Annotated in this window: 27 protein-coding genes, 2 tRNA genes and 1 pseudogene; 24 read left to right on the top strand and 6 right to left on the bottom strand. The window is 60.7% G+C overall.

What is annotated here, in order from left to right:
* Positions 1–65: 65 nt before the first annotated feature.
* The 3 genes from DMP17_RS03995 to DMP17_RS03985 all read left to right on the top strand — a co-directional run bounded on the left by DMP17_RS03995 (position 66) and on the right by DMP17_RS03985 (position 1867).
* Positions 66–142 (top strand) — tRNA-Ile (locus DMP17_RS03995).
* Between the two features lie 102 nt (positions 143–244).
* The gene (locus DMP17_RS03990; RefSeq protein ID WP_337827769.1) at positions 245–1732 is read left to right on the top strand and encodes a hypothetical protein; all 1488 of its coding nucleotides are present in this window, start codon (positions 245–247) and stop codon (positions 1730–1732) included.
* A gap of 58 nt (positions 1733–1790) precedes the next feature.
* A tRNA-Pro gene (locus DMP17_RS03985) sits at positions 1791–1867 on the top strand.
* 378 nt (positions 1868–2245) lie between these two features.
* On the opposite strand, the gene DMP17_RS03980 is transcribed toward DMP17_RS03985, so the two are convergent.
* Positions 2246–2860: a hypothetical protein gene (locus DMP17_RS03980; protein WP_337827768.1), complete on the bottom strand. Its 615-nt coding sequence runs from the start codon at positions 2858–2860 to the stop codon at positions 2246–2248.
* Positions 2861–3331: 471 nt separating this feature from the next.
* On the opposite strand from DMP17_RS03980, the gene DMP17_RS03975 reads away from it, so the two are divergent.
* From DMP17_RS03975 to DMP17_RS03965, 3 genes are read left to right on the top strand one after another with little or no spacing between them, the layout of a single operon-like run.
* Positions 3332–3637: a hypothetical protein gene (locus tag DMP17_RS03975; RefSeq protein WP_337827767.1), complete on the top strand. Its 306-nt coding sequence runs from the start codon at positions 3332–3334 to the stop codon at positions 3635–3637.
* Positions 3637–4764 (top strand): helix-turn-helix domain-containing protein, encoded by a 1128-nt coding sequence (locus DMP17_RS03970; protein ID WP_279654539.1) that lies wholly within the window; start codon positions 3637–3639, stop codon positions 4762–4764. Before DMP17_RS03975 ends, DMP17_RS03970 begins: the two co-directional genes overlap by 1 nt.
* 19 nt (positions 4765–4783) lie before the next feature.
* Positions 4784–5272 carry a hypothetical protein gene (locus DMP17_RS03965; RefSeq protein WP_037131299.1) on the top strand — a complete coding sequence of 163 codons (489 nt, stop codon included), beginning with the start codon at positions 4784–4786 and terminating at the stop codon, positions 5270–5272.
* Positions 5273–5310: 38 nt separating this feature from the next.
* Here the strand turns inward: DMP17_RS03965 and DMP17_RS03960 are convergent, their stop codons facing one another.
* Genes DMP17_RS03960 through DMP17_RS03950 form a run of 3 tightly spaced genes read right to left on the bottom strand, consistent with a single transcriptional unit; the run spans position 5311 to position 10398 of the window.
* On the bottom strand, positions 5311–7215 hold the full coding sequence (locus tag DMP17_RS03960; RefSeq protein WP_279654540.1) for an ATP-dependent helicase: 1905 nt from the start codon (positions 7213–7215) through the stop codon (positions 5311–5313).
* Positions 7216–7217: 2 nt separating this feature from the next.
* Positions 7218–9203 (bottom strand): ATP-dependent nuclease, encoded by a 1986-nt coding sequence (locus DMP17_RS03955; protein ID WP_279654541.1) that lies wholly within the window; start codon positions 9201–9203, stop codon positions 7218–7220.
* A gap of 13 nt (positions 9204–9216) precedes the next feature.
* The gene (locus tag DMP17_RS03950) at positions 9217–10398 is read right to left on the bottom strand and encodes a Fic family protein (RefSeq protein ID WP_279654542.1); all 1182 of its coding nucleotides are present in this window, start codon (positions 10396–10398) and stop codon (positions 9217–9219) included.
* A gap of 99 nt (positions 10399–10497) precedes the next feature.
* Between DMP17_RS03950 and DMP17_RS03945 the strand changes: the two genes are divergently transcribed.
* A complete protein-coding gene (locus DMP17_RS03945) occupies positions 10498–11124 on the top strand; it encodes a hypothetical protein (protein WP_337827766.1) in 627 nt (208 codons plus the stop codon).
* Here DMP17_RS03945 and DMP17_RS03940 read toward each other — a convergent pair.
* Positions 11121–11303 carry a hypothetical protein gene (locus tag DMP17_RS03940; RefSeq protein ID WP_337827765.1) on the bottom strand — a complete coding sequence of 61 codons (183 nt, stop codon included), beginning with the start codon at positions 11301–11303 and terminating at the stop codon, positions 11121–11123. The genes DMP17_RS03945 and DMP17_RS03940 overlap by 4 nt on opposite strands.
* 139 nt (positions 11304–11442) lie before the next feature.
* On the opposite strand from DMP17_RS03940, the gene DMP17_RS03935 reads away from it, so the two are divergent.
* Together DMP17_RS03935 and DMP17_RS03930 are read left to right on the top strand one after the other, a co-directional pair.
* Positions 11443–13485: a ParB/RepB/Spo0J family partition protein gene (locus DMP17_RS03935; RefSeq protein WP_337827764.1), complete on the top strand. Its 2043-nt coding sequence runs from the start codon at positions 11443–11445 to the stop codon at positions 13483–13485.
* A 135-nt stretch (positions 13486–13620) separates the two neighbouring features.
* Positions 13621–14034 carry a hypothetical protein gene (locus DMP17_RS03930; protein ID WP_337827763.1) on the top strand — a complete coding sequence of 138 codons (414 nt, stop codon included), beginning with the start codon at positions 13621–13623 and terminating at the stop codon, positions 14032–14034.
* A 30-nt stretch (positions 14035–14064) separates the two neighbouring features.
* On the opposite strand, the gene DMP17_RS03925 is transcribed toward DMP17_RS03930, so the two are convergent.
* A complete protein-coding gene (locus DMP17_RS03925; protein ID WP_337827762.1) occupies positions 14065–14454 on the bottom strand; it encodes a hypothetical protein in 390 nt (129 codons plus the stop codon).
* A 96-nt stretch (positions 14455–14550) separates the two neighbouring features.
* Here DMP17_RS03925 and DMP17_RS03920 point away from each other — a divergent pair, with 96 nt between their 5' ends.
* From DMP17_RS03920 to DMP17_RS46350, 15 genes and pseudogenes are all read left to right on the top strand, one after another.
* Positions 14551–14862, top strand: a complete 312-nt coding sequence (locus DMP17_RS03920) for a hypothetical protein (protein WP_337827761.1) — start codon at positions 14551–14553, stop codon at positions 14860–14862.
* 932 nt (positions 14863–15794) lie between these two features.
* Positions 15795–16109: a DUF736 domain-containing protein gene (locus tag DMP17_RS03915; protein ID WP_092715106.1), complete on the top strand. Its 315-nt coding sequence runs from the start codon at positions 15795–15797 to the stop codon at positions 16107–16109.
* 383 nt (positions 16110–16492) lie between these two features.
* On the top strand, positions 16493–17335 hold the full coding sequence (locus tag DMP17_RS03910; protein WP_279654554.1) for a DUF932 domain-containing protein: 843 nt from the start codon (positions 16493–16495) through the stop codon (positions 17333–17335).
* A gap of 296 nt (positions 17336–17631) precedes the next feature.
* Positions 17632–17886, top strand: a complete 255-nt coding sequence (locus tag DMP17_RS03905; protein ID WP_279654555.1) for a transcriptional regulator domain-containing protein — start codon at positions 17632–17634, stop codon at positions 17884–17886.
* 49 nt (positions 17887–17935) lie between these two features.
* Positions 17936–18424: a DUF2285 domain-containing protein gene (locus tag DMP17_RS03900; RefSeq protein ID WP_279654556.1), complete on the top strand. Its 489-nt coding sequence runs from the start codon at positions 17936–17938 to the stop codon at positions 18422–18424.
* 150 nt (positions 18425–18574) lie between these two features.
* Complete coding sequence (locus DMP17_RS03895) at positions 18575–18844, top strand: helix-turn-helix transcriptional regulator (RefSeq protein WP_279654557.1); 270 nt, start codon at positions 18575–18577, stop codon at positions 18842–18844.
* Positions 18845–19924, top strand: coding sequence for a replication initiator protein A (locus DMP17_RS03890; protein WP_337827760.1), 1080 nt, complete (start codon positions 18845–18847; stop codon positions 19922–19924).
* Entirely contained in the window at positions 19921–20574 is a 654-nt protein-coding gene (parA, locus tag DMP17_RS03885) for a ParA family partition ATPase (RefSeq protein ID WP_279654559.1), read from the top strand. The genes DMP17_RS03890 and parA overlap by 4 nt, the downstream gene beginning before the upstream one ends.
* Positions 20571–20825, top strand: a complete 255-nt coding sequence (locus DMP17_RS03880) for a hypothetical protein (protein WP_279654560.1) — start codon at positions 20571–20573, stop codon at positions 20823–20825. Before parA ends, DMP17_RS03880 begins: the two co-directional genes overlap by 4 nt.
* Positions 20822–21343 (top strand): DUF2840 domain-containing protein, encoded by a 522-nt coding sequence (locus DMP17_RS03875; protein ID WP_279654561.1) that lies wholly within the window; start codon positions 20822–20824, stop codon positions 21341–21343. Before DMP17_RS03880 ends, DMP17_RS03875 begins: the two co-directional genes overlap by 4 nt.
* Positions 21340–21885, top strand: a complete 546-nt coding sequence (locus DMP17_RS03870; protein ID WP_279654562.1) for a S26 family signal peptidase — start codon at positions 21340–21342, stop codon at positions 21883–21885. Before DMP17_RS03875 ends, DMP17_RS03870 begins: the two co-directional genes overlap by 4 nt.
* A gap of 45 nt (positions 21886–21930) precedes the next feature.
* Complete coding sequence (locus DMP17_RS03865) at positions 21931–22266, top strand: DUF736 domain-containing protein (protein ID WP_279654563.1); 336 nt, start codon at positions 21931–21933, stop codon at positions 22264–22266.
* 238 nt (positions 22267–22504) lie between these two features.
* On the top strand, positions 22505–23200 hold the full coding sequence (locus DMP17_RS03860; RefSeq protein WP_337827759.1) for a lytic transglycosylase domain-containing protein: 696 nt from the start codon (positions 22505–22507) through the stop codon (positions 23198–23200).
* A 133-nt stretch (positions 23201–23333) separates the two neighbouring features.
* Positions 23334–24137, top strand: a pseudogene (locus DMP17_RS46355) (relaxase/mobilization nuclease domain-containing protein); the annotation flags it as partial.
* Positions 24138–24266: 129 nt separating this feature from the next.
* Positions 24267–25544, top strand: coding sequence for a DUF3363 domain-containing protein (locus tag DMP17_RS46350; RefSeq protein ID WP_443217871.1), 1278 nt, complete (start codon positions 24267–24269; stop codon positions 25542–25544).
* Position 25545: the final 1 nt, after the last annotated feature.

The raw sequence follows: 25545 nt of genomic DNA, 5'->3' as shown, positions 1-25545 counted from the left end.
CTTGCGCGGGCAAGGCCTTGCCCCCGACAACGCGCTTCGCTATCGCGCAGAACGACCAATCGGTGGGGCCTGTAGCTCAGTTGGTTAGAGCTGGCCGCTCATAACGGCTAGGTCGGGGGTTCGAGTCCCTCCGGGCCCACCATTTTATGATATTGGTCATCTTATGATATTGGTCATCTTATGATATTGGTCATCTTATGATATTGGTCGTCTTACGATATTGATCGGGGGCGGCGGAGGGGCGATGCGCGGCAGCAATCCTGTAACATCCATCTACTTGGCAGATCATAAGCTTGTTCGCTGGCTGGGTTTGATGGCTGCGGCCTTTATTGCACTGACCGGCTTGATGGCATGCGTCGTGCTGCTCGCGCAGATTGTTAAAAATTTCAATATATCAAGTCTGGCTCTTGTCTTTATGTGGATGGCGCTCCTGTCATTTGCAATTTTCAGGGTGAATAAAGGGCCGCAACCCGGTTGGCTGTTTTTTGCGCTTCTGCTGCTTTTTTCAGCCGCGCTGCGCTGGTCTTCTGTCGAATTGACATCCGCTGTCGCCTTGGGCGCCGATCCGATGAATTATGCCAACCTCGCCCGTGCCATTACCGAAGGGCGCGGGCTGATAACCGACGATTGGCAATATGGTGAAGGGCTACGCGCCTATTTTCCGCCGCTTTATCCCGTCTTGCTGGCCGGTGTCTGGGCTCTGTGCGGTGAATCTTTCTATTCGACATTATTGTTCAACACCGGCGTGGACGTCGCCTCGGCGCTCATTTTATTCCAAATCGGCAGCGGGGCAGGAGGGCGAAAAACGGGCTTGCTGTCGGCATTTGCCTATCTGGCATGGCCAAGCCTTTGTCTAATGGGCGCAACCCCGCAAAAAGAATCGCTTGCGCTGCTTTTGATATTATTGCTGCTGTCCGGAACATTGCGCTGGATGGCTACGGGGCATGCAGGTCATCCGAACCAGAAGCCCGAACGATTTTTGCAGTTCGGGGCTTGGCTTGGAATCTGTTGGGGCCTGCTTGCATTGACGCAGCCCGCTTTATCCTTGATTCCCGCCGCCATTGCGCCGCTCCTGATCTGGCAAAAGGGCTTTATGCCAATGGTAAGGCTGGCGCTTGCGTCCATCCCTTTCCTGCTGCTCGTCATGATGCCTTGGTGGGTCCGCAATTGGATGCTGTTTGACAGTTTTGTACCGTTCACAACAGCGTCAGGCATGATGCTCAACTCCGCGCTGGCGGAAATGCGTGTTCCGTTTCCGCCGGACTTGTTTGACAATCCCGAAACGGTGCGCGGGGCGATTATGGGCGATCTGGCCTTTGCCCGCTTGGTAGAAGACCCGTTAGCCGCCATTATGCGCGGCGCGCGCGCCATTGCTTATGGGTTGGCTTATGAAGAAGCCTCACTGGCGCAGTTGCGTCATACAAATCCGCCGATCAGCGCGGAAAATCACGCATTATTAGCGCCTCTTTTACAAGCCTCCTATGTCGCAATCCTGCTGTCTGCACTCGCTGGGGCCTGGCAACAGATCAAAGCCCGCACTGTCAGTCCGATCCTGATATTTTATCTTGTTATTCTGGTGCTTATCATCGGTGTGAATAGCTGGTTCGAATTTGGCGAGCGCCACCGCCTTGTCCTCACCCCTTTCCTGCTGCTCATTGGTGCGTCCTATTGGGCGAAAGTGAAAGAGGCTTTTGATGCGCGCTCCCTGAAGGAAACAGCAGGTCTCAAGTGATAAACATGATCGGCTGGCTTGCCTATGCCCGCGCCAGTCGTTAGGGAGCCTCACCAGTCGGGGAGTAGCGCAGCCTGGTAGCGCATCTGCTTTGGGAGCAGAGGGTCGCAGGTTCGAATCCTGTCTCCCCGACCATTATACCGCCCGCTGCACCGCCCGTGCCCGCGCCCGCACTTATCCCGCTTTCCTACATAGTCCCGCTCTGCCACGCTCACTCGTCCACACAGGTTTCAACCGAAGGACGAAAGGCGGTGATAAGGGGAAAGATAAATGTTCGATGGTGTGACTCTATGCGACTTTAAGCCTTTCGCCTTGAGGCAAAAGCGCACAATTCCATAGATTTTTTGAGGGCGGGACGAAGCCGTAGAAACGGAGAACTACGTTTACGCAATCGCTCTCCAAAATTGAAGCGAGGTCAAATGACTATAACGTGTGATTGCGGAATAGCGGCTTGCAGAGGGCAAACGGTCGACGCATTCCTTCCGGAGAAAGGTAGCCATTTCCTGAAAGCGCCTAGATGAATAGATGTGGCCCAACTACCTCGAATGAGATTGCGAGGCCATTCACGAGGTTCTGTGGCTCGCCCACGTCGCCGTGCATAATGCCGATAAGCCCGGTTTCTCCTTGTAAGGCGCTTCCCGAGTAGCCGGGTGCGCTCGGAACTGTAAGTTTCACGCTCATGCCTACAATGTCGGCGACATGCCCAGCTAGTGTCATCGGTCTAATCAGGGTTTGCCCCATACCGGGGAAGCCAGTTGCGGTCACCGACTCACCGCAAATTGGGGTGACAACCGTCGACAGGTCGTAAGCTCCGTATGAGAAAAGGGCAGCGACCTCGGTTGTTGTCAGTCTGATCGCCATGACATCGGCGAGGAAACCTTCAGATTGATTGGTCACCACCGAAAAGCGCTGATTATTCCCCTCAAAGAGATACAGGACCGTAGGAGTGTCTACGACCTCGATGCGCGCTCCGGAGAACAGTTCGAATGACGGCGGGGTTTCCTTGAGAGCAGTGATAATGTGCACGCAAGTCACCAACCACACCTTCGTTCCGTCTCTGACGAGGAAGCCCGTTCCGGCTTGAGTATTGGAACCTTTAAAACCATGAAGGGGAATTGGCAGCGGCATTTATTTAGGACCTTAGAGTATGGAAGATGCCAATGTCGAATGGCGTAGAGAGTCCGTCTACTTTTAGCAAGAAATCACGGTCGCTTCACGTCAAAACGGAGGTCGATTGCTGCCGACGTTGGCGGTCAAGATATGGCGCAGTAGCGTAGAAACGGTGGCTCTCGGAATTGCTTGGTGGTGATGCGGCGATCGGCGGCAAAAGCGCGCAATTCCATAGATTTTTGAGAGAGATGGCGGGCAGCGCCCGACGAAGATGAGCACTATGAGACCATCATAGTCATCTGAAATTATTGAAGAATTTTCAAAGGATTCGGTCATCGGCGGTCATCGGCGGTGATCGGCGCCTTCTGGAGGTCTTTTGGCGGCGCTATCGGGCATTCGGCGGCCGTAGGAGCAGCATCGAATACGCAACTTAACGCCTTGCGTTAAGTTGCGTTGACGGCTTGGCGCGACTCGGTTATGGTTCGCCCAATGGAGATCGAGTTCGCAGACCAACAGTTGGCCTTAATTGAAACGGAGCGTGCAGCAGACACAAAGCTGCCGGTTGCCGTCATTCAATCTGCTCGGCAGCGGTTGAGCATAATCCGAGCCGCCCCTGATGTTCGCACCATGCAGAACTGGAGGAGCCTTGGCCTAAGAGCGCGAGCGGCGGGTTCTCCGGAGCATTTGGTGGTTTTAGCCCCTCAGTGGGCGATGGTCTTGCGGATTGAGGAAAAGAATAGTGCTATGACAGTGATCGTTAGGGCGATGGAAGAGCAAGCAAGGGGTGCCGCATAATGGCCGGCACCAACACCGTCGCAATCGATCCCCCCGGCGTCTTTATCAAGCTTGAGCTGGAGGTTCGTGGCTGGTCGCAACGCGATCTCGCTTTCATTCTCGGGCAGACCGAACAACAGTTGAATCCGCTTCTGTCAGGAAAGCGGGCTATCACTCCTGACATGGCGCGGCTGCTTGGCGACGCCTTCGATGCATCCCCTCAGTTCTTTCTGAACCTCCAAGGTCAATTTGATTTACAGAATGCGAAGGAACCTGATCCGGCCGTAAAAACCAGGGCGGAACTTCAAACCCTCTATCCTGTACGCGACATGATCCGCCGAGGTTGGATCCAGGATGGTGAATCCTCATTGCTTCAGCTTCAGATGGACCGATTTTTCGAAGTCGCCAATGATCAGGGGCCGAACGCGATCGCGTTTGCTGCCAAGAGGACGCATTACGACGAAACTCCGCCTCATCAGTTGGCTTGGGTGTTTCGGGTTCGGCAGCTCGCGAGCAATATTCCCGTGCGCGCGTTTTCGCCCGAAAAACTTCGCGACGCGCTTCCGAAGTTGCGGGCTTTAATGGTTGATCCTGAAGCCGTCGAAACTGTGCCGACTTTACTTGCGGAATGCGGTGTAAGATTTGTTGTTGTAGAGGCTCTGCCCAACGCGAAGATCGACGGTGTATGTACTTGGCTTGACGACCAATCTCCAGTGATCGGAATGTCAACTTTGTATGATCGCCTTGATAATTTTTGGTTTGTTCTACGGCACGAGATCGAACATGTCCTTGAGGGACACGGAAAACGCTCAATTGGTATGGTCGACCATCTCTCGGGAGATAATTCGTCTGATGAGAAGAATGACAGTGATGAAGAGCGCGTCGCAAATATGGCCGCTGCTGATTTCTGCGTTCCGAATCAGAAGATGGATTCCTTCTATGCTCGCAAGCACCCTTATTTCTCGGAACGGGACGTGATCGGATTTGCGTCGCTGATGGGCGTCCACCCAGGGATTGTGGTCGGACAGCTCCAGAAGCGAATGAAGAGGTATGATTACCTCCGTAAATATCAGGTGCCGGTCAGGCGTTATGTGGTGAATTCGGCTGTTACCGATGGCTGGGGCCACGTTGCCGAAGCGCATCTTTAGATTTCAATGATGGTGATGAATGGCAAAGTTTTCTGAGCAAATGCAGGCGATTTTTGATCGCTATACCGAAGAGGTAGATTCCTCTCCGGTATCGCTTGACAACGTCGCTGCTTGGGCAATCGAACAGGGACTTTACCGCCCGCAACCGCGCGACGTGGTGAAGCTTTGCCGTGAGGCGCTGGCCGAAAGCCTTCGGCAGGAGAAGCGGATCGACGCCCAAGGCAGGAAGTACAGAGCTAAACACTCTGTCCGAACCAATATCGGTGGCGTTCAATTGAGCCTATGGGCAGACATCGACAACGCACCGCGCTCGTTCATGGAAAAGTCTTTTAGTCAGCGTCGTAAGGCCATCGCGGACGACTGCTTCCAGGTTAAGCAGGATGTCGATCACTTCAATGATGAGAACCCCACTGAATTGCCCATTCAGATAGTGCTCGATTTCACTGACGACGTTGCCGAAATGGAAGCTGCCGCACGTCACGATAGAGATGATGACGAAGCCGCTTGATCGCCTGCTCTCCATGGATGGAGAGTTGGCGATTCAACTTAAGTCATCGAGAATGTTCGGACGCCTGCCTTTTCCAGCAAACGGTATAGCGTCGCAATTTTGCTTCGTGTGCCTCTGCGAGCGCAGTAGGTAAAGACAACCCGTTGCTTCGCGCGCGTGAAAGCGACGAAAAACCCTGCCGTGGCTTCGATCTGATCGTTGGCAAAACTCCACCATGCGCCATCGTCCAGGCCGACGAAGATGACGCTGTGGTATTCAAGCCCTTTGCTCTTATGGATTGTCATTAGAGGTATTGCGTGGACGCCTTCATAGGCGTCGAGCGCCGTTGACCAGTCGCCGCCGCTGGCTGACGACGCGGATAAATGCACGGCAGCGGCGTCCAACACTTTTTCCAGCCAGCCTCCCTGACCATAAGCGGGGTGAACTGCAATCAGCCGATCTCGACCCACGAATGATACAATGTCATCAATGATCGCTCGTGCCGCCGCCTTCAATTTCGGCGGGGTAGGATGCGTTTTGGATAGATTGATCGCATAGGCATCCAACTCGCGGGCAAGTCTGGACTGCGCGGCTTCGTCATCCGGCGTGATGCCTTGCAAGGCCGCAAGCGCCTCTTGGCATTCCGTCCAATACCGACCAGCGCGGTTGGTCATAGCGAGGCGCAAAATGGTAATTGCGAGCTCAGGCGCTTCTTCCGCCAGCAACTCTTGTAGCATGACCGCCCCAACTGTTCCGGCCTCGTTGCGCAGGGGAATTCCGGCTGCATTGAAGGCCGGCTCAAGCACGGCTGCATAGTCGGGCGCCTTTTGCCGAACCAGCAAAACGAAATCACGCGGGCCGAGGTTGTGTGTCTTCATCTCAGCGGCAACGAACGCAGCCAAGCGAGCCGCCTCGACCTCCGGTGTGGAGAAATCCCAGATCGCGCAACTGTCTCCGGCGATCGTGCCCGCAGTCTGCGAGATTGGTGCTACGGCGCGAGCGTCCAGAGCCTGTGCAAGGACATGCTGGATGCGCACGAGTTCTGGCGAAGAGCGATAGTTGTTATAGAGCGGTGTTCGCTTGCCGGCGAAATCGGCATCAAAAGCGGCGAACGGATCGTCCATCGCCATTGCCCAGCGCATGATCTGCTGCTTATTGTCGCCGACGGCAGTTATGGTCGTATCGGTACCCAAGAAGATCGTGCGAACCAGATCATACTGAATCTGTGTCGTATCCTGAAACTCATCCATAAACAGATGCGAATAAGTCAGGCGAAGCGCGTCGCGCGCCATCGGATTGACGCGCAACAGGAGTTCAGCGAGCCGGCCGATCATGGGGAATGACAGGACGCTTTTCTTCCCCTCATGGAGTGACGTTTGCCAAAGTCGATCCGCCGCCCACTGGCCGACTGTCGGATTTGACCAGGCATCCAACGGTAGCGGTGATCCGACCAGATGACGCCGCTCAAAGGTTTTCACTGCGATGCCTTGGAGGTCAGCGTAGGTGCCCACTGATGCGGGAGGTGTGCCGACCTGCTGATACAGGAAATCGCGGTAATCCCGATCGTTGGGAAAAATGATCTCGTAGTCGGGGCGTGGACGCCAGCGATCAGGAAGCGCCTGTCCAAGGCGGTCGATCAATCCCTTGGCAAAGGCGTCGAACGTCATGGAGTCAAAGCGCCCGGCGTGATTTCGATGGCAGCGCTGACGGACGCGCGCAGCGAGGTTCGTTGCGGCGTCACGCTTAAAGCTGATCGCGAGAATGCGCCTTGGCGGCGGCGCTTCGCCGGTCTGGAGGAGATAGGCAGCGCGTTGCGCCAGCAGTTCGGTTTTGCCCGCACCGGGGCCGGCGATAACGGATCGGTTGTCCGTCGAACGCACGACCTTGAGCGCATTCGCTTCGAGTGCGTCTACCCCCACGGGCTTCCAATCATCCGGCCGAACCCGTCGCGAGAGCACCGCCATGGCTAATCCCGCCGCAACGACTTGGAGATATGCTGGAGAACCTCAGCCAGAACCGGAGGCATGTTCTCAGCCAAGTCCTTTTTCTTAATGTGCGTCAGCGCAGCAAGGTGTGTCGCCGGCTTGCTGTTGGTGAGGAAATGATAGCGATAGGCGGGGAGCAGCGCCGGATAGTCCTTGAACGGACCGGTGTAGATGGTGGTTCCTGGCCCCGCCGTCCCGAGCACGACTTCCGCCGCCTTATCGGCGGTCATTTTCGGCCCTCCACCCTTGGGAATGATCGCCTTGTATGCATCGGGGAACGCTTTAAGCATGGCGAGATCGAGATCGAGCGGTGCCGAGAAGAAGACCCCATGCGGCTTCAGATTGCCATTTATCCAAGCGAGAAGATTGCCGTGTTCGCCTGAACTCTCCCAAGTGTGCATTCCGGCAAGATCGGCATCGGGTAAGATGCCTTTATCGATCTTCAGAAGTGCAGCTTTGGACGCGCCAAATTCGATCAGCTTTTCGATTGCCGTCTTGACCCGCCCAAAACCGCCGCCTTCGCGACCAAGATCGAGATCCAGGAGGGTAGCGTGCGGAATACCCAGATGTTTCAGCAACCGCCAAAAATGTTGCACATGCCGTCCGCCTAAGGGGACGATCGCAACAAAGGCCGGATCGATCAGGAGATCGAGCGCCTCGGCCAGACGAGGCAAAACGATCCGCTCGGAATCACCTTCGACCAGCAGGACGAATCGCGCGAAGTAAAGTTCGGGATAGGCCAGCATCGCGCCACGGACGAATTTGGCGGTCTCATCGACGCCTGCCGGCATCTTGATCTTTTTGACCGTCGAGACACGTGTCTTCGGGTCACAGCGGCAGTAGCGAACCTCACGCGGATCGACACGGCTCAGAACCGCCGGCGAATGACTTGTGACTATGGCCTGTGCGCCACCTGCGTCGGTCAAGGAGCGAACTTGGCGAATGATCCGGGCGAGGAAGTACGGCGAGAGGTGATTTTCCGGCTCTTCCAGCGCAAAGAGCGTCAGCGCAGGAATGCGTAGCGTGTCGTCGCGGAAGCCCTCGACCGTTCCGGCGACCACTTTGCGCTCCAAATCGAAAACGGCTGCGGCCAGCGCAAAATAGAAGAGCGATTGCTGTCCGTCGCTGAGGGCATCTAGGCCGCGTTCCTGGCCATCCGGTCCCTGCTCGAAGATCACGGCGATCTTGTTGACCACCTCCTCAAAGCGGCGGCTGACCAGGCTGAGCCGCGGTTTCGTATCGACAACATCATCATGGAGGCCCGACCAACGCGTTTGCAGGGCTTTCCCGATCGCGGCGATGGCCGATTCCTCCTCGAACGCAGTCGCCAGATTCTCGGAAGCCTCCTCCACCGCCTCCTCGGTTTCGGATGACCATTCAATAGCCCGGAGCAGACGAGCAGCGAGCGCGCCTGTCGTAGCCTTAATTTGGGCAGTCGCGTCCCTGCTGGCGGGCGTATAATAAAGCTGGATCAGGCCCCGATCCGCTGCCGAGACCGGGTGGCATTTGTCTTCGGCCGGATCGTCGTCGAGGGTATCGACCCAAAACAAATCTTGGGAAACTTCGCCCTCGATGGTCCCGTCATCCTCCCATCGCGCTTCGAGACGCAGCCGACAAACCGGATCATCACCGGCTCTCGCAATCTGCATGTGCCGGAACGACGGCGCGATAGTCTCCGGCGTCGCAGTACCATCGGCCAGTTCAGGCAAGCCGATCAGCACGTCGATGAACATGTCCTTTGGTTCACGGTCCTCGGGATCGTCATCTGCGCCAAGATGAAAATCGGATCGCAGAACGGTACGCTGCGCACGGGACACGCCGAACAGCTTCGACATGGCATGCAGCAGCGCCGTCTTGCCCGCTGCGTTCGGACCAACGACAGCCGTAATCTCGGATGCGATCGGCACGGTTATAGGGTCGGGACCAAAACAGCGGAAGCCGGACAGGGTTACGGATTCGATACGCACAGGCTTCCTTCCATCAGGCCGTTATGGGGAGCGGGTCGGTTCCCTCGCTCAAGATGGCGAGATATCGCCGGTAACTGAACACGCGCCCCCGTTTGCGCCCGGTGATTTCCTCAACGATGCCGAACCGTTCCAGATCGGCGAGTGCCGCATTAACTGTCGGTGCGGAAAGCCCTGTTTGTTGGACGAGCTGGTTGGCCGTCAGGAACGGGTTCTGCTGAAACAGATCATGGATACGCAGCGCGGAGCCTGCCCGGTCGCTCTCTGTCGTAATCCGCTCGCGGTCTTCCTTGAACAGATCAACAATACGGGTAGCGGCCTCGAACGCCTGATTGGCCGTATCCGCAACGCCGGTGAGGAAGAAATCAAGCCAGGCTTCCCATGCCCCGTGCTCGCGCACCTCCTGAAGAAGTCGGTAATAATCGGCGCGATGAGTTTTCAGGTACAAGCTCAAATAGAGGAGCGGCTTGCACAGCACACCGTTGACGCAGAGATACAACGTCACCAGCAAGCGGCCGATCCTGCCGTTGCCATCAAGGAACGGGTGGATGGTCTCGAATTGGACATGCAGCAGCCCGGCCTTTATGAGGGCGGGTAGACGGGAACCGTCCTCGTGCATGAAGCGCTCAAGCGCATCGAGACAACCGTCCATCTCGGTCGGCGGCGGCGGCACGAACAGCGCGTTGGCTGGACGTGAGCCGCCGATCCAGTTCTGAGACCGCCGAAACTCGCCGGGATTCTTCGTCCCGCCGCGTCCGCTTTGCAGCAAGCGTTCGTGCATCTCGCGGATCAAACGCAGTGACAGCGGTAGCTCTTCCAGCCGTTCCAGCCCATACATCATCGCATCGACGTAGTTTGAGACTTCGCGGATGTCGTCGATCGGCTGTCCCGCCTGCGCCTCGGTCTCGAAGCGGAGCAGGTCCGAAAGGGTTGATTGCGTTCCTTCTATCTGGGACGAAAGGACGGCCTCCTTCCGCACGTACATGTAGAGGAACAGTTCTTGGCGCGGCAGCAGCATAGTAATGCCGTCCAGGCGCCCCAAGGCACGTTCCGCCAGACTTAGCCGCTCTAGAAGGGCCAGCACGTCGATCGGCGGTTCCGGCGGCAGTGGAGGCGGCACGAAGGCACGCACGATTTCGCCCGCAACAGGGGTCTCGACAAAGCGGCCTAGCCGGAGGTTGGAAGCTGATTCGGGCATGCCCCATTATGCGGGCGCAGCGTTATTTAAGCAATTGGCACTTGGCTTAAATAGTAGTTGAGCTAAGGTAAGCGCTCTTAAATAACAGGCAGCACCATCATGGGCGGATACACGCAACGGGTTCGTGACAGTATTCTTCCGCTTTCAGTGGCGGGAAACCTGCCCGCTGCGTTCGACGAGTGGTCCTTCACCGACAACACAGTCGATCACGAGCAACCCGTCGAAACCTGTGAACTCTGCGGCCAGCAAGACCTTCGCTACCACTTCGAGATCGCCAATCACTATACCGATGCGACGCTTTGGGTCGGCTCCCACTGCATACTTCAATTCGACGTGGCGGTCATGGAGAAAGGGCGGCGCCTGTCGCCAGCCGAAGCGAAGCGCCACCTCACCAAGCTGACCCAGCAGATGCAGTTGGAATCCTGCATCCGCACACTTGAACAGCTTGCTACAAAAGAAAACAATCCGATCCTGTCGGGCGCTCTGGATTACTATCGCAGGAATAAGAAGCTCACCCCTAAATACGCCGCCGTCGTGTTCTGGAAGCTTCAGGCCTTCAACATCGATCATCACCCGTCGTTCTTCCAGATCGAGCTTCGTCGCGCCCAACATATCAACGATCTGAAACAAATGCCGACCGCGCGCGTCCATCGGTTCTGGACCGCGTTGACGACCGCCCAGCGTCGCAAGGCTGTTGAACTGGGTCATACCTCACCACAAGCTTAGCTGCGGCAATCAGGATGCGCGGTTTTCAGGTTCAGCGGCTTTTTCACATCCTGATCCAGTTTCTTGCCCGGCGCCCGCTGGCGCTCATGCCAGGCGGTGTGCTTGGGGGCGCTGCCCCCTGGCGCGGCGCAAGGGATCGCTGACGCTCGGCCGGGACGGTATCCCCAGCCTTCCTCCACGTCGTTCCTCCGTTCCGTCCAGGCCGGGTGATCCCCCTCCGTCCCGGCCGCCCTTGCTCCTTGCACCCCCCGGTCTCGGCGACGGCCAGGGTTGCAGCGCAGCGCTGCGCTCCAACCCAAGCCAATGAGGATCACGACTATGACCAACACCATCGAAACGACCGCCACGCTTGCCGAAGCCCCTGCCGCCGAAAACAGCGCGGCGCTGTTCGTGCCGCTGAACAAGTTGAAGAAGTCGCCCCGCAACGCCCGCAAGACCCCGCATAGCGGAGCCCATATCGAAGCGCTGTCGGCCAGCATCGCAGCCAAGGGGATGCTGCAAAATCTGGTGGTGGAGCCGGAGACGAACGCAGAGGGCGAGCCGACCGGCAGCTATTTCGTGACCATCGGCGAAGGCCGCAGGCTGGCGCAATTGCTGCGCTTGAAGCGCAAGCAGATCAAGAAAACGGAACCAATCCGCTGCGTTCTGGACACCGAGAACGACGCAGCGGAAATCAGCCTTGACGAGAACGTCACCCGCGAAGCCATGCACCCCGCCGACCAGTTCGAACGGTTCCGGGAGTTGGCGGATAATCGCGGATGGGGCGCGGAAGAGATCGCCGCCCGGTTCGGGGTTTCTGCCCATGTCGTGAAGCAGCGGCTTCGCCTTGGCGCTGTTAGCCCGAAGCTGATGCAGGTCTATCGGGATGGCGGCTTGTCGCTGGATCAGTTGATGGCCTTCGCCATCACCGAGGATCATGACCGTCAGGAGCAGGTTTTCGATAACCTGTCGTGGAACCGCGAACCCGCGACGATCCGGCGTGATCTGACCAAGGCGCATGTGGAGGCGACCGAACGGCGCGCGCGTTTCGTCGGGGCGGACGCCTATGCGGAGGCAGGCGGCACGATCATCCGCGACCTCTTCACCGAGGATCGGGGCGGCTATTTCGAGGATGCCATGTTGCTCGACCGGCTTGTCATCGGAAAGCTGGAAAACATCGCCGCCGAGGTGCAGGCCGCAGAAGGATGGAAGTGGACCGCCGCTCACATCGACTATCCCCATGCCCACGGCTTGCGCCGCAGCTATCCGCATCCGGTGGATTTGTCGGAGGAAGATGCCGCCTTCTATGACGCCGCGCAGGAGGAACTGGAGCGCCTGTCGGCAGAATGGCAGGATGCGGACGTCGACCTTCCCGACGAGGTGGATCAGCGGCTTGGGCAGCTTGAAGCCGAGATCGAGCGGATCGACGCCAAGCGCCACGCCTATGATGCCGACGAGATCGCGCGCGGCGGTGTATTTGTCATCCTCAACCATGACGGTACGGCCCGGATCGAGCGTGGTTTCATCCGCGCCGAGGACGAAGCGCCGGAACCAGAGGCAGCGGAAAGCGCCATCTATGAAGTGGATGGCGTGACCGTCAACGCGGATGGGGAGATTGTCGGGGACGAGGGAAACGAGGACGAGCGGGCAGGTTCCGGGCTCGAGGCCGAGGACGAGGATGCCGGGGATGCGGGAAAGCCGCTGTCGGACCTTCTCATCCGCGATCTGACCGCCCATCGCACCCTTGGCCTTCGCCTCGCCCTTGGCGAGCAGCCGGATACGGCGCTTGTCGCCGTGGTTCATGCGCTGGCGGCGCAGACCTTCTATCGCGGCGGGGAAGCCTCCTGCCTCGAAATCCGGTTGACCAGTGCCTACCTCGCTTCCCACGCGGACGGCATTGAGGACACGCCCGCCGCAAAGGCATTGGCGGATCGTCATGCCGAATGGGCATCGGATATGCCCCGCGACGTAGCGGACCTGTGGGCCTTCGTCGCCGGTCTGGACCATGCGAGCCTCATGGCCTTGCTCGCGCATTGCGCATCGCTGACCGTCAATGCGGTCAGGGTTCAGTGGGAGCAGAAGCCGAACGCGCGCGCAACCACCGAGAAGCTGGCGACGGCGACGGTGCTGGACATGACGGCGCATTGGACCCCGACCGGGCAGACCTATCTTGGTCGCGTCACCAAGGCGCATATCCTCGCCGCAGTGCGAGAAGCCGTCAGCGATGAGGCCGCCGAGCGGATCGCGGGCTTGAAGAAGCCGGAGATGGCGCAGGCCGCCGAACAGATTCTGGCCGGAACCGGCTGGCTGCCGACCGTGCTGCGCACCGCGCAGCCTGCCGCCGAGCCGGAAGCCGACGCTTATCTGCAAGCCGCCGAGTGAGGGCCGGGCCGGGATTGCGCAAGTGGTCCCGGCCTTCCTGTTTTCCACCCTCGAAAAAATTTTGGTCGCGCGGGGATCGACCCCGCGCGACCGATCCGATGACCGTGGCCGTCATCGGTTCAGGAGGAACTTGCGATGATTGTGCTCATGTTGATGACCGTCGCGCTGGTCGCCGGTCTATGCGTCCTGGCCTATACGCTCGCCGTCTATGCGCTGCCCTTCATGCTCGGCGTGGAGGTGGCGCGTTGGGCCTATGCCTCCGGCTCCGGCCTGATCGGCGCGGGACTGGTCGGACTGGTAACAGGCGCTGTCGCCTATGGTCTGCTGATCGTCCTGTTCATGGCAGTGCGCCCGCCGATCCTGCGTCTCGCCGTCGCGCTTGCTTTCGCCGTACCTGCCGCTGTTGCGGGTTATGCGATGGTTCACGGCATCACACGCGAGGCCGTGCCGTCCGAGGTTTGGCGCACGATCTTCTGCCTGATCGGTGGCGGCGTCACGGGCCTGTCTGCATTGATGCGGTTTGTTGGCGACGTAAATCAAGACAAATGACCCGCCTTGTGCCGGGTGTTTATTATAAGATTAGTGTTTCCAGGCTTGATTGGCGTATATGTCGGAGTACTCAGGAACAGTGACGACCTCCATGCCTAGCCCTTCGAGAAAAACCCGCCGCTGTTTTTCATCCGCTGTACCTCTATCAACGAACCACGTCTTAGCAGCCCAATCGGGCCTCAGCTTGTGTAGGCGTGCCCGTTCCAGAAAAAGCCAGCGAAGGAAATTTTCGTCCTTTCCGAACCCAAAGCCGACGAGAATTAATGGGCAGAAGAAGAACACCTCCAGCCATGTATCGGAGCCAAGCCATAAGTTTTCATTGGTTTTTGCGTTAGCGCGGAGCCCATTACGATTGTACACCCAAGGACGCGCCCGCTGAACGGACCCCATATAGTGCGTGAGTCCAAGACGGATACTCATTTTGTATCGCATCATCCCGTGGGCGTGCCAGATCGCGAAGCTCGAACGGGGATTTCCAACTTCACGATCTGAGAAGTAACAATTCCAAGGATAGTAGTGGGTGAAATGCTCGCCACGTCGGTAGAATTGCGCGCCTACGGACTTGGAGAGGTTTTCATCGAAATTGACGGTGATAAGCGGCCTTTGATGCCGTCGTGCCCAGCCGACGATCTCCGCGTGGTGATCGCCAGGCATCCATTTGCCCATCAGTTTGCAGAATTCTTCCTGCAAATTGCTTCGATCCTCCTTTGGTCGAGCGAGATCAAGAATGTCGAAAAACTCAGTATTCGACATTTCCGCGGCATCGTGCTCCGTGAGGGCGAGACCCTGTTTTCGAGCCAGTTCGGCAAGAAGTTCGTTCCAAGATGAACTTGAGTTTCCATTATGCCGATTTATGCCGTTACCGATCAAAAGTGCCGGCGTTTCTCGATCTAATATCCTCGCTAGTTTATTCGGCATTTAAATTCTCCGGATGACATCATCGTAGATGATGAGCGTATGTGCACATGTACGCCAACAATAAATCTGAGTTTGGTTTCGGAGCCACGCTCATGAAGTGATTACATTGGATGAAAGGAAACATGGAGAGTTATGGCGTTTCCCTTCGGGCCGCGCTCTCGGCTGCGCCGGAACCACGCCGAGGAACGTGTTTCCGCCATTCGGCTTCGATCACTAACGCAAGAAGCGGCAGCGGATCTCTTGAAGCCCCGCAACAACGGGGAACGGTGTCTTGCCGCGGTCTCCAGCACGGCGGACTCAGGATTTGTAAACCTCGCCCTTTCCATCGCCCGCAATAGCGGATCACGCTTGGAGCGACGGTCCATCCCGCATTGCCGTGTGATAGTGAGACCGGACGGGAACGCCCAATTCAGTAGCTCCAAACTCGTTGGCGTCCGCAATCCTTGAGGCATGACCGCAACCGTCGCCAGCGCCGACAGGAGAAGCCAGCCTCGTTCAGGAACAGCGCAGGCCATCCCAGGGATGCCATCCGCAGCTTCATCGCGTGACGGGGGCCGAGATCGCATCGTCGTTTCTCTGCCGTCCTGCAGGGGCGCACCTACGGCGTCCTCGAAAGGCATGGGTCTGACCGAAGACCGGCTTCGCCTCGATCATCCTCCCGCAACGTCCGTTACCGGCTTTTTTCCGCCGCGCGCGAACGCGCTTTGCATCGCGAAGCAAAAAAGCCGTCGTCGGTCGTCCTCCACTTCGTTCCAGCCCTTCAGGTGCGGGCTGATCGTCTCCGGTCTCACGACTGCCATCGAGGTCGCGATAGGCGTGGCCCGAGGAACGGAGACACGACAATGGCAACCATCGGCACCTTCACCAAGACTGCGAACGGCGACATCACCGGCACGGTCAAGACCCTGGCCCTCAACGTCAAGGCCAAGTTCGTCCCGGCCGAAGGCGAAAGCGAGCGCGGCCCCGACTATCGGATCTTCGCCGGCGCCACCGAGTTCGGCGCGGCCTGGAAGAAGACCGCCCGCGAAACCGGCCGCGAATATCTCTCGGTCAAGCTGGACGATCCGAGCTTCCCGGCCCCGATCTACGCCAGCCTAGTCGAGGACGAAGGCGGCGAGGCCCACAACCTCATCTGGTCCCGCCGCAGCGCAGACTGAGCCCGGAAACCTCCGAAGCCCCGCCTGAGTAGCGGGGCTTCTTCATGCTTGTCCGCGCCTTCAAGAGAATACGGCAATCAGGATATGCGGCTTTCAGGTTGTGAGGCTTTGCACATCCTGATCCGGTTTCTTGCCCGGCGCCCGCTGGCGCTCATGCCGGGCGGATTGCTTGGGGGTCTCCCCCTGGCGCGGCGCAAGGGATCGCTGACGCTCGGCCGGGACGGTATCCCCAGCCTTCCTCCACGTCGTTCCTCCGTTCCGTCCAGGCCGGGCGATCCCCCTCCGTCCCGCCCGCCCTTGCTCCTTGCACCCCCCGGTCTCGGCGACGGCCAGGGTTGCAGCGCAGCGCTGCGCTTCAACCCAAGCCAATGAGGATCAAGACCATGACCTATCGTCTCGCTACCCGGTTCGGCCGCAACTCTCACCAGATCAGTGGGCGTGAAGCCCTCGACAACGAAACCCTTTACCGCCACGTCCCGTCCATCTTCGCCCGCGAAGCGCATGACAGCCGTTCGCACAGATATGTTTATGTCCCCACCATCGAGATCGTCGAGGGGCTGCGCCGGGAAGGATGGTTTCCGTTCTTCGCCGTGCAGGCGGTGCCGCGTGACGGCGAGCGCATGGGCCATGCCAAGCACATGCTGCGCCTGCGCCGGGACGACGGCATCGGCAAGCCGGAGGCGGCGGAAGTCATCATCGTCAATTCACATGACGGGACGAGCGCCTATCAGATGTTTGCGGGCATGCTGCGTTTCGTCTGCACCAACAGCATGATTGCGGGCGAACGGTTCGAGGAAGTCCGCGTCCCCCACAAGGGCGGGATACAGGATCAGATCATCGAGGGCGTCTATACCGTGGCAGAGGATTTCCCCCGCCTGATCGACGCTACGGAAGGCATGAAAGACACGCGGCTTTCGTCCGACGAGCAGCGCGTGTTAGCCGAGGCGAGCCTTGTCGCCCGCTATGGCGAGGACGAAAGCCCGGTTCGCCCGGACCAAATCATTGCCCCGCGCCGCCGCGAGGATGTTGGGCAAAGCCTGTGGCAGACCTTCAACGTCATTCAGGAAAACCTCATCCGGGGCGGGATCAGCGGACGCCGCCAGACCGCCGATGGTCGCATCCGCCGCAGCCAGACACGCGCCATCAATGGCATCGACCAGAATGTCGGATTGAACCGCGCGCTCTGGACGCTTGCCGAGGGAATGCAGCGCCTGAAAACCGCCTGATCGCAAAGACGTAGAGCCGCCAATCCGGCTCTACGTCTTCCTGCCATTCCACAACATCGGTTTCCCGATTTTGCGCCGATCCGCTTTGGCGGATCGGCGGGCTTGCTGTGCAAAATGCGGCTCGCCGGGCTGGCCCGGCTCGCCAAGCCACATCCATTATGGTAGTAAAAAATTTACCATTTTCGATGTGTTTTCAAGATCATGGTATCTTGAAACAGTATCTGCAAAATATATCGAAGGTTGTTCATTCTTCACCTCTCTTGCGCTTGAGATGAGCGTAGATATGAGGTGACGCCATGCCGAGTTCAGACTGGCGCGCACCGGCAGCCTATGCACATGCAGATCATATTTCTGCTGCCGGTTTTGCCTGGGAATATCTTCGACGCGACGAAGCCTATCGTCGCGATTTTCGCCGGATGAAGGCGATCAGATCAGAAAACCCAAATGCTCGGATCGCGTTTTCCGAGCGCTGGGGGTTGCGATTTCGCGACCGATCCCGATCAACCTGCCGACCGCGCGCGACTGTGCTGGCTGCCGTCACTGCTGCCTGACGCTTTCGAGCTTCGCTCGTCGGTCGTCGGTGAGGCCGATCCTGCCGCCATGCCGGTCGATCTGGCAGAGTTGCCCGGTCTCGATCTCCGCAGCGCCGTGGACGGTGCATCGCATGGGCTCTGGCGTTCGTGCGATCTGACACATCAGTTCTGGCTCGCAGACCCGTTGCCGCGTAGTCATGGCGCGTTCTGCGTGGTGCTTCCGCTCGACATACTGCTGGAGCTACGCATTGCAGCGCTGCTGCGCTTTTGGCGTGCGCTCCAGCACCGCCCGCCCGGCGACTGGCGCCACGACCTTCCGCCGCAAACCCGTAGTCGGCATGTCCTCACTTTGCGGGCTTTGGACGGAAAGCTCGATGGCGCCAGCTATCGGCAGATTGCTGAATCGCTTCTCGGCTTTCACGGACGCAAGGCCGATTGGGAAACCGACCCGCGCAAGAATCAAATTCGGCGTCTGGTCGCGGATGGTCTCCATTACATGCGCGGCGGCTATCGTGACCTGCTGCACTATCCCGTTCGCCTTCCTCCGCATCGTTGATTCTTGCTCCGCTCGGATCGGAGCGACCGGGGTGCCGGAATCGCACCCCCTTGATTCCGGCACGCTGCAAGCCGCCGGTTCTCCGCCACGGTTCGCCATAGCCCGCTGCCGCCCTCGGCAGCCCGCTCGAACCCGACCGGAGATCCGATCATGATAGACCCGAAGACGGGGCTGCCGCCCCGATACCTGCGCGCGCCCGATGCGGCCCGCTTCCTCGGCATTTCCATCCGCACGTTGGAAAAGCACCGCACCTACGGCACCGGCCCGACCTATCGCAAGATCGGCGGACGGATCGTCTATTCCGTCGATGACCTTCAGGCGTGGACCAAAGACGGCATCCGCAAGTCCGCGTCCGAGAAGACCGCCACGCGCGTCTTCCCGGCTCGTCCACTGACCCCTGCCGAAAAGGCGTCCCGCTGAATGCCGGGCGCCGACCATCACGCCCGGCAGCACCTGGGAGAGCGCAGCGAACGCGAACGGCTCGATCCGTTCGTGGTGGCCACCGGCGATGCCAGCCCCCGCGATCAGCGCGATCTCATGGAGCGGCCCTTCTTCTCGCTTGCCAAGGCCAAGCGCATCGCCCCGATCCTTTATGAATCCGGCGGGCAGCGCGTCGAAGTCTTTGGGATGCCCGAACACGGCATGGCGACGATCTGGGACGCCGACGTGCTCATCTGGGCGGCCAGCCAGATCGTCGAGGCCGAGAACCACGGCCTGCGCACGTCGCGCTTCCTGCGCTTCACGCCCTATCAGCTCTTGCAGGCGGTTGGCCGCGCCACCGGCGCGCGCGAATATCGCCTGCTGAAGGGCGCGCTCGCCCGTCTGCAATCGACGGTGATCCGCACCACCATCCGCCACGGCGAGCATTGGCGGCGGCATCAATTCTCCTGGATCAACGAATGGGAAGAACTGACCACCCGTGACGGCCGCGTCGAGGGCATGGAGTTCGTCCTGCCCGACTGGTTCTATCGCGGCGTCATCGACCGTTCGCTGGTCCTGACCATCGACCCCGACTATTTCCGGCTGACTGGCGGGATCGAACGCTGGCTCTACCGTGTCGCCCGCAAGCACGCCGGCCACCAGCAACATGGCTGGTTGTTCGAGATTGCCCACCTCCACGAGAAGTCGGGCAGCCTCGCGCGCATCTCCGATTTCGCGCTCGACCTGCGCCGCATCGCCGCCCGCCAGCCGCTGCCCGGCTACCGCCTCGACATCTGGCGCGAAGGGCGACGGGAAATGATGCAAATCCGCCCTTCCGGTCTGTTCACAGTGCCTGTGGATAACGGTGTGGAAGCGCTCGTGACTTCGGGCGCAAGCGGTATCGGGATTTCGGGCGCAGGACTATCGGGATTTCGGGCGCATGAACCGCAGTTAAGTCTCTGGCCTGAAACGCGGAATCCGACTGCTAACTTAGAGTCTAACAAAGAATCTAACTCTTCTTCTTTGACGCGCACGCACGCGAGGCACGGTGCCGGTGCCACTCGGCGAGGTGCGCCATGATCGTCGCGCTCCTCAATCAGAAGGGCGGCGTCGGCAAAACGACGCTGGCGCTGAACCTAGCCGGAGAATGGGCGCGGCAGGGCAAGCGCGTCACGCTGATCGACGCGGACCCACAAGGCTCTGCGCTGGACTGGTCGCAGCAACGCGCCCGAGAGAGGCTGGCCCGCACATTCGGCGTCGTCGGTCTGGCCCGCGATATATTGCACCGGGAAGCACCGGCGCTGGCGGGCAACGCCGATCATGTCGTCATCGACGGGCCGCCGCGCATCGCCGCCTTGATGCGCTCGGCGCTGCTCGCGGCCGACCTGGTGCTGATCCCCGTGCAGCCATCGCCGCTTGACGGCTGGGCCTCGGCGGAAATGCTGGCGCTTATCACCGAGGCCCGCATCTACCGCCCCGAACTGGTCGCGCGCTTCGTGCTCAACCGATGCGGTGCGCGCACCGTGCTCGCCCGCGAGACGGCCGAGACGCTGGCCGATCACGATCCGCCAGTGCTTGCCGCCACCATCGGACAGCGCATCGCCTTCGCCGTCGCCGCACAGTCGGGGCGGCTGGTGTCCGAACTGGACAACGATACGCCCGCCGCACGCGAGATCACGGTGCTGGCAGCGTCGATCGACGCCCTCGGCATCAAGAGGGTAGCGCCGTGAGCGAGCGTCCGCCCCGTCGCGGCTTCGCCGCCCGTCCTGCCGATCCCGAACACTGGATCAAGGCGGCGAACGCTCCGCCGCGTGATGCCGATCCGGCCAGTTTCACGGCGCGGCTCACCATCGACGTGACGCCCGAGCTGCGCGGCCGGATCAAGATCGCCGCGTTCCGGCGCGGCATCACCGTCGCCGACATGCTGCGCGATCTGCTCGCGCGCGAATTTCCCCTAAACCCCGAAAGAGATCCATCATGACCAGCGCCGCGGTGCCCCGCGCGCGCGGCGGCCTCATGCCGTCCGCGTTGCCATCCGACAGCCTTACCCATGTCGAACTGACGCATATCGAGAAGCGGATCGAGAACTGGATCAGGTTCGGCCGAGAGGTCCACGAACAGGTGCTGGACCGCAGGCGGCGCGTCTTCTCTTATCGCCCCGGCAGCATCTTCGCCTTCGTCCGCTGGGCCGCCAACGACTTCGGCACCATCATCTCGCGCATCGACATCGTGCGCGTCGTTGAGCCGGGAGAAGCATACCAGACGCTGCCTTTCGTGCGCCCTGGCGGCGACATTCTGCTCAAGATCGAAGGCTGGCCCAAGGTCGAACAGGTGATCCGCCATATCGACGCGGTGGAGGCTGCCGGCATCGACGCTTGCGAGGTCGCGCCCGACCACTGGCGGCATGTCGGCAACCGTATAGGCGCCGGTCATACGCCGCGCCCCTACACGGCGGATCGTCATCAGGCGTGGCTCAAGCGGCGGGAGATTGAGCAATGACCCGCTTCGGCTACGTCATGGTGACGTATTTCGCGACGATGGGCGTCGCCATCGCCGCATTCATTCCGACGCCTTTGCGCCTCGTCTGGAACGCCTCGGCCAGCGTGCCGATCGGTCTTTACGACCTCGAACGCCCAAGCGACGTGGCTGTCGGCGATCTGGTCGCCGTCATGCCGGACAAGCCGCTCACCGATTTCATGGTCGAGCGTGGCTATATCGGTCGCGACGTGCCGCTGATGAAGCGCGTCATGGGGCTGCCCGGTCAACGGGTTTGCCGCACCGGCAGCGCCGTGACCATCGATGCCGTGCCGCTGGGCGATGCACTCGACCGCGACCGGCACGGTCGCGAACTGCCGGTCTGGCAGGGCTGCCGCCGCATCGCGGATGGCGACATCTTCCTAATGAATCCCGACGTGCGCGACAGCCTGGACGGTCGCTATTTCGGTCCGATCCCGGCGCGCACCGTCATCGGCAAGGCGACGCCGCTCTACACCGACGAAAACGGCGACGGCCGGTTCGTCTGGCGTGCGGCGACACGCTGACCACCGCTCTCATTCCCTCACCAACGCAATCACAAGGAGGTTTCCATGCCGCAAATCGGCACATTCACGCGCGAGCAATCCGGCTTCACCGGCCGCATCCACACCTTCACCATCTACCGCGAAATCACCGTCGTTCCGGCCGAGCCGTCCGACGCCGAGAACGCGCCTGACTACCGCATCCACCACGGCAATGACGAAGGCCCGGAGATTGGCGCGGGCTGGAAGCGCACCGGCGAGCGTGCCGGCGAATATATCGCGTTGCTGATCGACGATCCCGCTTTGCCGCAGCCGATCCGCGCCAACCTGTTCCGCGACGACGACGCCGGCAGCGCATGGTCGCTGCACTGGAGCCGCCCGCAAAAGCGCGATGGGAAGGACTGACGCCATGCGAACCGTCAGCCAGCGCGCCTGTGCGATCCTCTTCAGATCGGTCATCCCTCTGTTCGTGGGAAAGCCGTCTCATCCCTCCGTCCCGCTCGAACGCAGGTCGGTCGGCGCGCACAGCGCAGGTCAAGGGCGGCCATTGGCCGGCGCTTTGCGCGTACCCTTGACCGCAGCGAGCACGCTGATAGGCTGGCTTCGTAGCGGAGAAGGTGCGCCTGTCCGATGCGCGCTCCTGATGCTGGCGGGATTGCTCGCTTCCGCCATACCCGTTGCCGTCGTGGCGCAGCCTCAATCGGCGGAGCGTGCGGCAACCTCCGATCCCTATGCTGCCCATATCACGGAAGCCTCGCAGCGCTTCGGCGTTCCGATGGCATGGATCAGGGCGGTGCTGCGCGCCGAAAGCGCGGGCGATCCACGCGCCATCTCTTCGGTCGGTGCGATGGGGCTGATGCAGATTATGCCCGCCACATGGACGGAACTGCGCGTCCGGCATCGGCTCGGCGGCGACGCTTACGATCCGCGCGACAACATTCTTGCTGGCACGGCCTATCTGCGCGAGTTGCATGATCGCTACGGCAGTGTCAGCGCCATGCTCGCCGCCTACAATGCCGGCCCGAGTCGCTATGAGGCGTCGCTTTCCGGTCGGCCATTGCCCGCTGAAACCCGCGCCTATGTCGCAGCCATTGCGCCGATCATAGACGGCGGCGCGATCGTTACGCCTGTCGCGGTCGCGGCGGCTGATCCGCTCGCATGGACGCGCGCGCCCTTGTTCATCGCGCAGCCGGATCGCCATTCCGCAGCCGATCCCGTGCAGGTCGAGCGCACCTCGAACGACAGGCCCGCGACCGTCACCGTGCGCGATGTTTCCGCCATCGTGCCGCAGTCCGGTGGCCTCTTCGTCGCGCGGGCGAGCACCGGGCCGCAGCCATGAGCACCATCGTCGGCGGCATCGTGTGGCTGGTTTCAGTGTGCAGGGGATGGGGCTGGCGACAGTCTCATCCCTGGGCAGGAGAGGCAGGACGGAAAGGCAGGCGGGAGGGCAAGATTAAAGCGGACGGCACCCTATGGGTCCGATCCGGGGGGCAAGCCCTTGTCTGCACACTGTTTGGGGCGGCACCGTCGCCGGGCCTTCATGGTGCCGCGAAGCGCGGCAAACCCAGTATCTCCGGCGTTTCTCGCGGCACTCTTGCCCGAAATCGGCGGTTTCGGATGGCTCAGCCATGAGCACCGACGACGACAACCGCTTCCGGCCGAGGCCCGGCCGTGTGCGCTCTGACGCGCCGAAGGCCGGTCGTCAGGCCAAGAGCTTCCTCAGCAAGGTTCGCAAGATTGCCCGCCAGCAGCAGGCCGCGTCAGGTCGAAGCCGGTCGGCGAAAGGCGGCGGCGCCAATCGTGCCGCAAAGGGCAAGAACATGATCGCCTCCGGCCGGGGCGTCCAACGCGGGCGCGGCGCGGCCTTCGTGCGCGCCCGCAATCTGTCGGGCGGTTGGAACCATCGCCAGCCCGGCAGTCGCCGCGTTATCGTCAAATCGCGGTCTGTTCGCGGCGCGGGCAAGAGCGGCAAGGCCGCCGCGCATCTGCGTTACATCCAGCGCGACGGCACGTCCCGTGACGGGGAACGTGGGCAGCTTTATTCGGCGGCAGATGACCGCGCCGATGGCGATGCCTTTCTCGATCGCGGCAAGGACGATCGCCACCAGTTCCGCTTCATCGTCTCCCCCGAGGATGCCGCCGATCTTGCTGACCTCAAGGACTATACCCGCGAACTGATGGCGCAGGTCGAAGCCGATCTGGGCACCAAGCTCGATTGGGTCGGCGTCAATCACCACAACACCGGCCATCCCCATGTCCACGTCATCGTCAATGGCCGCGATGCCTCGGGCGAGGATCTCGTCATCAACGGTGACTATCTCGCGGGCGGAATCCGCGAGCGGGCGAGCGAACTGGCGACGCTGGAACTCGGCCCCGTCACCGAGATCGAGCAGCGCCGAAAGCTCATGACGGAGATCGATCAGGACTGGCTCACTCGCATCGACCGGGCGATGATCGCGGAAGCCGATGCGCGTTTGATCGACCTGCGCCATGAACCCGACGATCTGCGCGGCCAGTCAGACCGGACCATGCGGCTGCGCCGTCTCGGCAAGCTCGGCGACATGGGACTCGCGACCGAACACGCGCCGGGCGTCTGGGAATTGAGCGAGCGGCTGGAGCCGACCCTGCGCGAGATGGGCGAGCGCGGCGACATCGTCCGCACCATGCAAAAGGCGCTCCGGGCCGAGGGCGCGGAACGCGATCCGATGAGCTTCGAGATTCACGATGCCGCGCCAGCGGCGCCGATCGTCGGCCGCGTCATCGACAAACATCTGTCGGACGAGCTGGGCGAGAATCTGACGCTGGTGGTCGATGGGATCGACGGGCGCACGCACCACATCTCCGGCGTCGACCCGGCCCGCGTCGAGGACGCCCACGTCGGCAGCGTCATCGCGATCGGGCCGCCCGACAGTGCAGGCCGTCCGTCCGATCGCGCTATCGCCGGCATGGCCGAAGACGGCATCTATCGGCCGAGCCGGCATCTGGAGCAGGCCCGGTTCGACGGCCGTGTGCCGGGTGGGGACTATGAGGGTTTCGTCGATGCACATGTCCGTCGCCTGGAGGCGTTGCGGCGGGCCGGGATCGCGGAGCGGATCGACGCCGATCAATGGCGCATCCCGGAGGATTTCGAAGCGCGCGCCGCCGCTCATGACGCGGGCCGGAATGCCCGTGCCAATATCCGCGTCCTATCGACCTTCGACCTCGAGCGCCAGATTGGATCGGATGGCGCGACCTGGCTCGACCGACGGCTGGTCGGTGCGAGCACGTCGGAGCTGTCGTCGTCGGGGTTCGGCGAGCAGGTGCGCGAGGCGATGGAACGTCGGCGCGATAACCTGATCGACAGGGGCGACGCCATCCGTCAGACGGACGGCCGCATTGCTTATCGGCGCAATCTGATCGCGACGCTTCAGGAGCGGGAAGTGGCCCGTGCCGGAGCTGAGATGGCTGCGAAAAAGGGGACACCGTTTCGCACCGCCATTGATGGCGAGACCGTTACCGGCACTCTCACCGGGACCGTGCAGCTATCGAGCGGCAAGTTCGCCATCGTCGAAAAGTCCCACGAGTTCACCCTTGTCCCGTGGCGGCCGGTCATTGACCGTCAGCTTGGACGTGAGGTGTCGGGCGTCGTGCAGGGCGGATCGGTATCATGGCAGTTGGGGCGGCAGCGGGGATTGGGTTTGTGAG

The organism is Pseudonocardia sp. TMWB2A, assembly GCF_017312135.1.
Note: the sequence above shows the minus strand (reverse complement) of the source record. Positions and strands in the feature narration are given on the sequence as shown.

Excerpts from the sequence above, each read along its gene's own strand:
- DMP17_RS03990 (WP_337827769.1), top strand. The coding sequence starts at position 245 with ATGCGCGGCAGCAATCCTGTAACATCCATCTACTTGGCAGATCATAAG.
- DMP17_RS03980 (WP_337827768.1), bottom strand. The coding sequence starts at position 2,860 with ATGCCGCTGCCAATTCCCCTTCATGGTTTTAAAGGTTCCAATACTCAA.
- DMP17_RS03975 (WP_337827767.1), top strand. The coding sequence starts at position 3,332 with ATGGAGATCGAGTTCGCAGACCAACAGTTGGCCTTAATTGAAACGGAG.
- DMP17_RS03970 (WP_279654539.1), top strand. The coding sequence starts at position 3,637 with ATGGCCGGCACCAACACCGTCGCAATCGATCCCCCCGGCGTCTTTATC.
- DMP17_RS03965 (WP_037131299.1), top strand. The coding sequence starts at position 4,784 with ATGGCAAAGTTTTCTGAGCAAATGCAGGCGATTTTTGATCGCTATACC.
- DMP17_RS03960 (WP_279654540.1), bottom strand. The coding sequence starts at position 7,215 with ATGGCGGTGCTCTCGCGACGGGTTCGGCCGGATGATTGGAAGCCCGTG.
- DMP17_RS03950 (WP_279654542.1), bottom strand. The coding sequence starts at position 10,398 with ATGCCCGAATCAGCTTCCAACCTCCGGCTAGGCCGCTTTGTCGAGACC.
- DMP17_RS03945 (WP_337827766.1), top strand. The coding sequence starts at position 10,498 with ATGGGCGGATACACGCAACGGGTTCGTGACAGTATTCTTCCGCTTTCA.
- DMP17_RS03935 (WP_337827764.1), top strand. The coding sequence starts at position 11,443 with ATGACCAACACCATCGAAACGACCGCCACGCTTGCCGAAGCCCCTGCC.
- DMP17_RS03930 (WP_337827763.1), top strand. The coding sequence starts at position 13,621 with ATGATTGTGCTCATGTTGATGACCGTCGCGCTGGTCGCCGGTCTATGC.
- DMP17_RS03925 (WP_337827762.1), bottom strand. The coding sequence starts at position 14,454 with ATGAGTATCCGTCTTGGACTCACGCACTATATGGGGTCCGTTCAGCGG.
- DMP17_RS03915 (WP_092715106.1), top strand. The coding sequence starts at position 15,795 with ATGGCAACCATCGGCACCTTCACCAAGACTGCGAACGGCGACATCACC.
- DMP17_RS03910 (WP_279654554.1), top strand. The coding sequence starts at position 16,493 with ATGACCTATCGTCTCGCTACCCGGTTCGGCCGCAACTCTCACCAGATC.
- DMP17_RS03905 (WP_279654555.1), top strand. The coding sequence starts at position 17,632 with ATGCCGAGTTCAGACTGGCGCGCACCGGCAGCCTATGCACATGCAGAT.
- DMP17_RS03900 (WP_279654556.1), top strand. The coding sequence starts at position 17,936 with ATGCCGGTCGATCTGGCAGAGTTGCCCGGTCTCGATCTCCGCAGCGCC.
- DMP17_RS03895 (WP_279654557.1), top strand. The coding sequence starts at position 18,575 with ATGATAGACCCGAAGACGGGGCTGCCGCCCCGATACCTGCGCGCGCCC.
- DMP17_RS03890 (WP_337827760.1), top strand. The coding sequence starts at position 18,845 with ATGCCGGGCGCCGACCATCACGCCCGGCAGCACCTGGGAGAGCGCAGC.
- parA (WP_279654559.1), top strand. The coding sequence starts at position 19,921 with ATGATCGTCGCGCTCCTCAATCAGAAGGGCGGCGTCGGCAAAACGACG.
- DMP17_RS03875 (WP_279654561.1), top strand. The coding sequence starts at position 20,822 with ATGACCAGCGCCGCGGTGCCCCGCGCGCGCGGCGGCCTCATGCCGTCC.
- DMP17_RS03870 (WP_279654562.1), top strand. The coding sequence starts at position 21,340 with ATGACCCGCTTCGGCTACGTCATGGTGACGTATTTCGCGACGATGGGC.
- DMP17_RS03865 (WP_279654563.1), top strand. The coding sequence starts at position 21,931 with ATGCCGCAAATCGGCACATTCACGCGCGAGCAATCCGGCTTCACCGGC.
- DMP17_RS03860 (WP_337827759.1), top strand. The coding sequence starts at position 22,505 with ATGCTGGCGGGATTGCTCGCTTCCGCCATACCCGTTGCCGTCGTGGCG.
- DMP17_RS46350 (WP_443217871.1), top strand. The coding sequence starts at position 24,267 with ATGACGGAGATCGATCAGGACTGGCTCACTCGCATCGACCGGGCGATG.